The sequence below is a fragment of the Streptomyces silaceus genome, assembly GCF_001419745.1.
GTDB classification, from domain to species: Bacteria; Actinomycetota; Actinomycetes; order Streptomycetales; family Streptomycetaceae; genus Streptomyces; species Streptomyces silaceus.
On record NZ_LIRJ01000223.1, the window covers coordinates 20,860 to 27,937 of the forward strand.

The 7,078-nt window shown below is 72.2% G+C and carries 5 protein-coding genes; 2 read left to right on the forward strand and 3 right to left on the reverse strand.

The annotated features are described in order from the left end of the window. Positions 1 to 60: 60 nt before the first annotated feature. Entirely contained in the window at positions 61 to 2,187 is a 2,127-nt protein-coding gene (locus tag AOK22_RS21560) for a HelD family protein (RefSeq protein ID WP_079036732.1), read from the forward strand. A 36-nt stretch (positions 2,188 to 2,223) separates the two neighbouring features. Here AOK22_RS21560 and AOK22_RS21565 read toward each other — a convergent pair whose 3' ends face one another. Then, positions 2,224 to 3,699: a peptidoglycan D,D-transpeptidase FtsI family protein gene (locus AOK22_RS21565; protein WP_055700342.1), complete on the reverse strand. Its 1,476-nt coding sequence runs from the start codon at positions 3,697 to 3,699 to the stop codon at positions 2,224 to 2,226. Positions 3,700 to 3,841: 142 nt separating this feature from the next. Beyond that, complete coding sequence (locus tag AOK22_RS21570; RefSeq protein ID WP_055700343.1) at positions 3,842 to 4,744, reverse strand: NAD(P)-dependent oxidoreductase; 903 nt, start codon at positions 4,742 to 4,744, stop codon at positions 3,842 to 3,844. Between the two features lie 121 nt (positions 4,745 to 4,865). Between AOK22_RS21570 and AOK22_RS21575 the strand changes: the two genes are divergently transcribed. After that, positions 4,866 to 5,870: a GlxA family transcriptional regulator gene (locus tag AOK22_RS21575; protein ID WP_055700344.1), complete on the forward strand. Its 1,005-nt coding sequence runs from the start codon at positions 4,866 to 4,868 to the stop codon at positions 5,868 to 5,870. 84 nt (positions 5,871 to 5,954) lie between these two features. Here AOK22_RS21575 and AOK22_RS21580 read toward each other — a convergent pair whose 3' ends face one another. Continuing rightward, positions 5,955 to 7,010 carry an extracellular catalytic domain type 2 short-chain-length polyhydroxyalkanoate depolymerase gene (locus AOK22_RS21580; RefSeq protein WP_055700345.1) on the reverse strand — a complete coding sequence of 352 codons (1,056 nt, stop codon included), beginning with the start codon at positions 7,008 to 7,010 and terminating at the stop codon, positions 5,955 to 5,957. Positions 7,011 to 7,078: the final 68 nt, after the last annotated feature.

The following is a 7,078-nucleotide window of genomic DNA, read 5'->3' on the forward strand; positions in this document are numbered from 1 at the left end:
AGTGTAGGCCCTGATGGAACTCGGTTACAAATTTAACTTGGTTACATTATTGTGGTCGGCATGACGACGACCGAAGCCACCGCGACCGAAGCCACCGCGGCCTCCGCCACCGCGACCGCCTCCGCCGCCTCCTCCTCTGCCTCCTCCGCCACCACCACCGACGCCCTCGCCCAGGAGCGCGGCTACCACGACGCCTGCCGCGCCGCCCTCGCCGGCATGGTCGAAGGAGCCGAGGAGCGGGTCGTCGGAGGAGCGGACGTGTCCGCGTCCGGCGCCGACGCCGAAGTGCTCGGATACGAGTTCCGCAGCCACGCCAAGGCGATGCGCGAGCTGCCCCAAGCCCCGCTGTTCTTCGGCCGGTTGGACTTCGCGGACGCCGGACCCGAGGGCGAGCGCGCCGGCGATCACCGCGGGCAGCGCTATCACGTCGGTCGCCTGCGCGTGACCGAGCACCCCTCCGCCCCGCCCCTGGTCGTCGACTGGCGCGCCCCCGTCTCCCGCGCCTTCTACCAGGCCGTCGCCCGCGACCCCCAAGGCGTCGCCGTCCGCCGCCGGTTCGGCTGGGCCCCCGGCAGCAAGGGCGACTCCGCCGACCTCACCGGCATGGAGGACGAGCTTCTGACGGAAGGCGGCCACACCCCCCGAAGCCGCATCCTCGCCGGAGAGATCGAGCGGCCCCGCGTCGGCCCCATGCGCGACATCGCCGCCACCATCCAGCCCGAGCAGGACGACCTCGTCCGCGGTGAACTCGCCGTGTCCGTCTGCGTCCAGGGCGCCCCCGGCACCGGCAAGACCGCCGTGGGCCTGCACCGCGCCGCGTATCTCCTCTACACCCACCCCCAGCGGGTGCAGCGGTCCGGACTGCTGATCCTCGGCCCCAACCGCACGTTCCTGCGCTACATCGCCGAGGTGCTGCCCTCCCTCGGTGAGACCGGGGTGCGGCAGTCGACCGTGGGGGACGAGTTCGGGCGGTACCCGGTGCGGGCCCGTGACAGTGAGGCCGCCGCCGTCGTCAAGCACGACGCCCGGATGGCCGAGGTGCTGCGCCGCGCGCTCTACTCCCGGGTGGCGGAGCCCGCCGACTCGCTCGCGGTGCCGGACGGTTCGTACCGCTGGCGGGTGTCGCTCGGGGAGCTGGAGCGGATCATCGAGGACGTACGCGAGGAGGAACCGCCCTACGCCGTGGGGCGCGAGCGCGTGCGCAACCGGGTCGTGCGGACCATCCAGGAGCAGGCCGAGCGCCGGGCGGGGCCGCAGAACAACACCTGGCTGCAGAAGATCGGCAGGGCCCGCCCCGTCAGCGCCTTTGTCGACGCCGCCTGGCCGAAGGTCCGGGCCGACGAGGTGCTCGCCGCCCTGTTCACCGACGCGGACGCGCTCGCCGCGGCGGCCGACGGCGTCCTGGACGCCGGGGAGCAGACGGCGCTCCTGTGGGCGAAGCCCCCGCGTTCGTACAAGTCCGCGAAGTGGAGCGCAGCCGACCTGATCCTTCTCGACGAGATCGAAGGCCTCCTCGAACGCCCCGCCGGCTACGGCCACATCGTCGTCGACGAGGCGCAGGACCTCTCACCCATGGAGTGCCGGGCGATCGCGCGCCGCGCCGACTTCGGCTCGCTGACCGTGCTCGGCGACCTCGCGCAGGCCACCACCCCCTGGGCGGCGCGCAGTTGGCCCGAGCTGCTCGCCCACCTCGGCAAGCCGGACGCCACGGTGACCCCGCTGACCACCGGGTTCCGGGTGCCGCGCGCGATCGTCGGCCTCGCCAACGAACTCCTCGCCCGGCTCGACGTGGACGTGCCGCCCGCCCGCTCGATGCGCGGGGACGGGGAGTTGCGGGTCCAGGAGGTGCCGGACGTCGACGCCGCCACCGTCGACGCGGTGCGGGGCGCGCTCGGGCGCGAGGGTTCCATCGGGGTCATCGCCGCCGACGCGGACGTCGACCGGCTGCGCGCCGCACTGGACGCCGCCGGGATCGAGGCCGCCGGGCCGGACGAACTGGGCGCACGGGTCACGCTGTTGCCCGCCACGGTCGCCAAGGGCCTGGAGTACGACCACGTGGTGGCCGTCGAACCCGCGGCCGTCGCGGAGGCCGAGGCGCGCGGACTCCACCGGCTGTACGTCGTCCTGACCCGCGCGGTCTCCCGGCTCGACGTCCTGCACAGCCGCCCGCTCCCGTGGCAGGCGTGAGCCCGACGACGACGTCCCGCCCGGAACGCCCCGGGGCTACCGCTCCAGCACCGCCTCCATGACCGCCTTCGCGATCGGCGCGCCCAGCTTGCCGCCCGCGATCTCCTCGCGCGCGATGTCCATGTCGGAGGGGTCGACGAAGACGGCGACGGCGACGGGCGACTCGCCGTCGTCGTTCTTGGCGTAGGAGACGAACCACGCGTACGGACGCTCGTCGCTGACGTTGGCGCCGTGCTGGGCCGTGCCGGTCTTGCCGCCGACCGTGACGCCGTCGATCCGCGCCTTGTTCGCCGTGCCGTTCTCGACGGTGTTCTCCATCATGTCCTGCACCGTCTTCGCGGTCTTCTCGGAGACGGCCTGGTTCAGGGTGTCGGGGGAGGCCTTCTCGATCGTCGAGAGGTCGGGGCCGCGCAGCTCCTCGACCAGATAGGGCTTCATGAGCTTGCCGTCGTTGGCGATGCCCGCCGTGACCATCGCCATCTGCAGCGGGGTGCTGGTCAGGCTGCCCTGGCCCATGCCGGTCAGCGCGGTCTGCGGCTGGTCGAGCTGGTCCGGGTAGCTGCTGGCGACCGCGCGTACGGGAATGAACTGCTCCTTGTTGAAGCCGAACTTCTCGGCCGTCTCGCGCATCTTGTCCTTGCCGAGCTTGTGCGCCAAGTCGAGGAAGACGTTGTTGCAGGACCACTGCATGCCGGTCTTCACGGAGACCTTGTCGCAGTTGGCGTCCGGCACGTCGTTGCCGATGCGGGTGGAGCTGAGGGGCAGCTTGTAGGGGGTCGGGGCGCCGGTCGGCTTGTCGACGTCCGTCACCACGCCGTGCTCCAGGGCCGCGGCGGCCGTGAGGATCTTGAAGGTGGAGCCGGGCGGGTAGATCTCCCGCAGCGCGCGGTTGTTCAGCGGCTTGTCCTTGCGCTTGCCCAGCTCCTGGAACTTCTTGCCCTCGGCGGTCGAGATGCCCGCGAAGACGGAGGGGTCGTACGAGGGCGTGCTGGCCAGGGCGAGCACCTTGCCGGAGCGCGGGTCGAGCGCGACGACGGCACCCTTGGCGTTCAGGTTCACCAGACCGTCGTAGGCGGCCTTCTGCGCCTTCGGGTCGATGGTGGTGACGACGTCGCCGCCCTGCTGCTTCTTGCCGGTCAGCATGTCCAGGGTGCGCTTGATGAAGAGCCGGTCGTCGTTGCCGCTGAGGATGCCGTTGTGGACGCCCTCCAGGAAGGTGGCGCCCTGGGCCTGCGAGAAGTAGCCCGTCACCGGCGCGTACATGGGACCTTCCTTGAAGACCCGCTTGTACGTGAAGTCGGAGCCCGGGGTCTCCTTGGAGCCGGTGATGGACTTGCCGCCGACGATGATGTCGCCGCGCGGATGGGAGAACGCCTCGATCTGCACGCGGCGGTTCTGCTTGTGGTTCGCCAGCTCGTCGTTCTCCGCGAACTGCACCCAGGTCGCCCGCAGCAGCAGGGCGAGCGTCAGGATCCCGCAGAAGACGGCTATGTGCCGCAGCGGACGGTTCATGGATGGCTCCCCCGGGCCGGCGAATCGTTCCGGTCCATCCTCTCTGTTCCCGCCGCGGCGTGGGGCGTTTTCGATGATCTGTCTCCAGCGCCCCACGCACGGGCCGTGCCCCGGCGGCGATGGCCCGGTCGTGCCCCGGCGACTACTTCCGGGACGTGCCCCGCAGCACCTCGATCACGCTGCCGTAGCTGTCCTGGCCGTGGCCCGCCGCGGCGGTGCGCTCCATCGTCGACTTCAGGAGCTCGGGCAGGGAGTTGTCGATGCCGCGCGCCTCGGCGGCGTGGATCAGGTGCTCGATCGCCGCGATCTGTACGTCGACGGTGGCGTCGTCGCCCGGGTACTTCCCGGCGTCGACCTGGGGCGCGTACGTCGACAGAAACACGTTGACGGCGCCGTTCAGCCAGCGCAGCGCGACCCGCGTGTAGTCCTCGGCCGACGTCCCCTGCGAGGTCACCAGGGCGGTGCCGTGCAGCCAGCCGGTGAACGTCGCCCACATCAGGCCGAGCAGCGCGGAGTCGTAGAGCGAGGCGAGGCCCGGCTCCGTGCCCAGGTGGAGCGGGTCGCCGAGCGCGGCGAGGGTGGAGCGGTGGGCCTCGAAGACGGCCTCCGAGCCGCTGTAGAGGAACATCATCTCCGGGCTGCCGACGCCGGGCGGGGTCGTCATGATGCCGCCGTCGAGGTACTCGGCGCCGTGCGAGGCCGCCCAACGGGCCATCTCCTCGGCCTGCTCGGGCGCCCCGGAGGTGAGGTTGACCAGCGACTTCCCGGTGAGGCCGCCCGCCTCGGCGACGGGTTCGAGTACGGCGCGCAGGGCGTCGTAGTCGAGGACGCAGGCGAGGACGAGCCCGCTCGCGGCGACGGCCTCCTCGGGGGTGGCGGCGACGCGCGCGCCCCGGGCGGCCAGCGGCTCGGCCTTCTGCGGGGAGCGGTTCCAGACGGTGGTGGGGTGGCCGCGGTCCAGGAGGGCGGAGGCGAGGGCGGCACCCATGAGGCCGAGGCCGATGACGGTGACGGGAGTGGCGTTCTTGCTGGTGGTGGCGTTCATGGGGACCACGTTCGCAGCGGTCGGGCGCCGTCGACAGTGACAGTGATGACGGCGATCACCAAATTCCTGCCAGTCGTCGACGGTGCCCGCCGGGCGCTCCGGGGGACGTACGCTCGGGGAGATGAGCGCTGGTTCCGTCGCGGTCGTCGTGGCCGATGAGATCGGGATCCCGTCCTGGGATCTGTACGAACTGAGCATCCCCCTGACGGTGTTCGGCAAGCCGCAGCCCGACCTGTCCGACCACTGGTACGACCTGCGGCTGTGTGCCACGGGTGAACGGGACGTCGGCGGCGCCGACTTCGGGTTCGGCCTGCGCACCCCCTACGGCCTCGACGACCTCGTCGGCGCCGACACCGTCGTCGTGACCTCGGTGCCGGACGCCTGCATCGACGAGGGCGCGCCGCTGCCGCCGGGGCTCGCCGACGCCTTGCGCCGGGCGCACGCGGCGGGCGCCCGCATGGTCTCGCTCTGCACGGGCGCCTTCGCGCTGGCCGAGGCGGGGCTCCTCGACGGCCGCAGGGCCACCGCCCACTGGATGCACACCGCCCAGCTCGCGGCCCGCCACCCGCAGGTCGAGGTCGACGACTCCGTCCTCTACGTGGACGACGGCGACGTCCTGACCAGCGCCGGACTCACCGCCGGCCTCGACCTCTGCCTCCACCTGGTCCGCCGCGACCTCGGCGCGCACGTCGCCAACCAGCTGGCCCGGCGCATGGTGGTGCCCGCCCACCGCCCCGGCGGGCAGTCCCAGTTCATCGACCTCTCCGTGCCCGAGACGGACGACGAGGGGCTCGGGCCCGTACTGGAGTGGGCCCGCGCCCGCCTTGACCGGCCGCTGACGGTCGACGACCTGGCGCGCCGCGCGGCGATGAGCCCGCGCACCTTCTACCGCAGGATCCAGGCGGCCACCGGCTCGACGCCCCTGCAGTGGCTGCTCAACCAGCGCCTCGCGCGGGCCCAGAGCCTCCTGGAGTCGACGGACCTGCCGGTGGAGAAGGTGGGCGAGCTCAGCGGCCTCGGCACGGCGAACAACCTCCGCCATCACTTCCTCAAGCAGGTGGGGGTGTCGCCGGGGGAGTACCGCAGGGCGTTCTTCGCCCGCCCGGCCGAGCCCGCGGCGGCGTGACCGACCGAGGAGGCACCGGTCGGCCGAGGAGACGCCGGTCGGCCACGGGCGTGGCCGGTCAGCCGGCCAACTGCCGGATCAGGCTCAGCCGCCCGACTGCCGGACCATGCTCATGATCGCGGTGATCTGCCTGCCGCTCTTGTCGGCGTAGTGGGTGTCGCCGCCGTAGCCCCACCAGTTCCAGCAGCCGCGCGGGTTGTCGAGCGAGGTGGTGGCCTGCGGGTACAGGACGATCATGCGGTTGGTGTCGGCGTACTCGTTCAGATGGGCCTGACGCATGAACGCGTCGCCGATCTGGCCGTACGTCTGCCGGCAGCCGTGCAGCGCCACCATGAGGCGGCACGGGCCCCCGGTGCCGGAGTCGCACGCCTTCGGCACGTAGGCGAAGCCGTCCTTGCCCATGCTGACGGCCGCCGCGTTGCCGCCCGGCGCGTGCCGGTTCTGGTCGAAGCGGACGAGCGTGCCGTCGAGCGGTGCGGTCGTGGCGGGCTGGACCGGGGCGCCGAAGAGGTGCGTGAGCATGGCGCGTTGGGGGTCGTCGCCGCAGTTGTTGACGTACGGCGATGCGGTGCTCGCGCAGGCCACCTCGCCCAGGGGGGAGACCCAGGCGTGGCCCGCCGCCGATGACGTGTCGTAGGAGACGTTCGCGCCGAAGTCCCGGTGGTACGTGGCCAGATCGTCGTTGACCGCGCGGTCGACGGTCTGGTCGTTGCCGCCGTGGTGGAGCCAGACCGGGTCGCCCGCCAGGTTCGCCACGGGGTCGACGCGGCCGGCCGCCGCGCGGTCCCGGGTCAGCTGCTCCAGCTGGGCGGGCGTCCGGCGCGGCATGTACGTGTCCATGCAGGCATACAGGGCGGTGTTGACGCTGCCCTGCGCGCAGTCGTAGGCACCGGCGCTGAAGATGCCCGCGCCCTCGAAGGTGGCGGAGTGCGCGACGTGCAGCTGGTCGGCGAGGTAGCCGCCGGACGAGACGCCGGAGACGTACGTCGCCCCGATGTCGTAAGCCCGCAGTTCGCCGGGTGTGGGGGAGGGGACGGCTGCGGTGGCGCCGCCCGCGCCGCCGAGGCCGAGGGTGAGCGCGAAGGTGGCGGCCGTCAGGGTTCTCGTGAGGGTTCTCGTAAAGGACTTCCCGTACGTCATGAGTACCTCCGGAGGGGGGTGGGGGCCGTCATTCTCGGCGCTCCCGGCGAGGGCGGACGAGGTGGGCC